At 67.0% G+C, this 1,424-nt stretch carries 1 pseudogene; it reads right to left on the minus strand.

The window, feature by feature from the left end:
• A pseudogene (locus EN969_RS31005) lies at positions 1 to 1,424 on the minus strand (translocation/assembly module TamB); the annotation flags it as partial.

Raw genomic sequence — 1,424 nt, forward strand, 5'->3', positions numbered from 1 at the left:
GCCGCGCACATCGCCTTCGGCCTTCTCCAGGGCAAGTGCTGCCAGCGGGCCGATATCGGGCAGGTCGAGCGCGATGGTGCCGACCGGCACGAACTTTTCATCCAGCGCCAGATCGCCGGAAATCCTGTTCTTGCCGAGCGACAGCAGCAGGCCATTGATGGCGCTCTTGCCGTCCGCCGTCGCCAGCACGGCACTACCTTGCAGCGCCTGGCCGGCGACATTGCCGGTCAGCTGCACATTCGCCGCCGGATTGGCGGCATCGGCCTTGCCGGTGGCGGTCAGCTTCAGCCCGGTGATCTCTCGCGCCGCCACGAGAAGGCGGTCGCTGTCGATGGTCAACGACAGGTCCGGCGCCGCGGCCGGGCCCTGCGCGTTCAACGCAAAAGCGATGGCGCCCTTGGCGTCTTTCGACAGCAGCGAGATATCGCTCAGCGCACCCTTGATGTCGGCGGCCACCTTGTTGTCGGCAAGGCTGGCTTGCCCGTCTGCGGTCAGCGCGCCCGAGGTCAGCTTCAATCCGCCTATAGCGATACTGCCGTTGGGGTCGCGCTTCAGCGTGGCGCTGATCTCAGCGCGTTCGCCAAGCATGCCGCGTGCCGCCGCCGGCAAGGCCGACGATGGGGCATCCGCCTTCAGATTGAGGTCGATGGCACCGTCACGCAGCGATACCTGGCCGGCAACCTGGCTGTTCAGCGCATCGCTCTTGAGCGAGCCGCTGTCTATGGCAACCGCATCGGCTGTCAGGCGACCGCTGAGCGCCGCCGTGACCTTGCCGGCGATCAGCGGCGCAATCACCGGATTGTCGAGACCGACCTTGTCCACCGACACTGTGCCGGAAACTGGCCCTGCGCGGTTCTTCAGATCGAACGCATCCGAGTGCAACGCCAGGGCAAGCCCGTCCACCCTCGCTGGACTGGTGACGATCGAGGGCAGGATCGCAGAGACATCCAGGCGGGCCCGCGTGCTCTCGCCCGCCACCTTTGCCGACAAGGACCGGATTTCGATCTTGACCGGGCTCCCGGCGCTGCCGACAATCAGGGGCAGGCTGGGGCCGGATGAGATGAGATCGAGCGCAAAATCGCTGGCGCCGTTCGGATTGAGGGTGCCGGCTGCCTTGCCGGAAATCTTGTCACCGGTCAGTGTCGCCTGATGGAGCACCACGCCGCCGGCCATGGTGTAACTGCCTGCCGCGTCGACAGCCAGCGCTCCGAGCCCCGCCTGGCGAGTCTGGCTGGTTTCGACGCCAGCCAGTTGCGCATTGAAGCGGACATCGGGAGCGGCCGGCGGCCCGGTCACTCCAGCCGTGCCGCTGAGCGTGCCGACGGCGTCGAGGCCGGGCGAAAATTCATTGGCGAGCGCCGCGGGCAGTGCCGAAAATTGCGCCGCGAGGTCGAGCGTCTGACCGGCAGTGCCCGACCTGTCTC

This window comes from Mesorhizobium sp. M7A.F.Ca.CA.003.01.2.1 (genome assembly GCF_003998945.1).
GTDB classification, from domain to species: domain Bacteria; phylum Pseudomonadota; class Alphaproteobacteria; order Rhizobiales; family Rhizobiaceae; genus Mesorhizobium; species Mesorhizobium ciceri.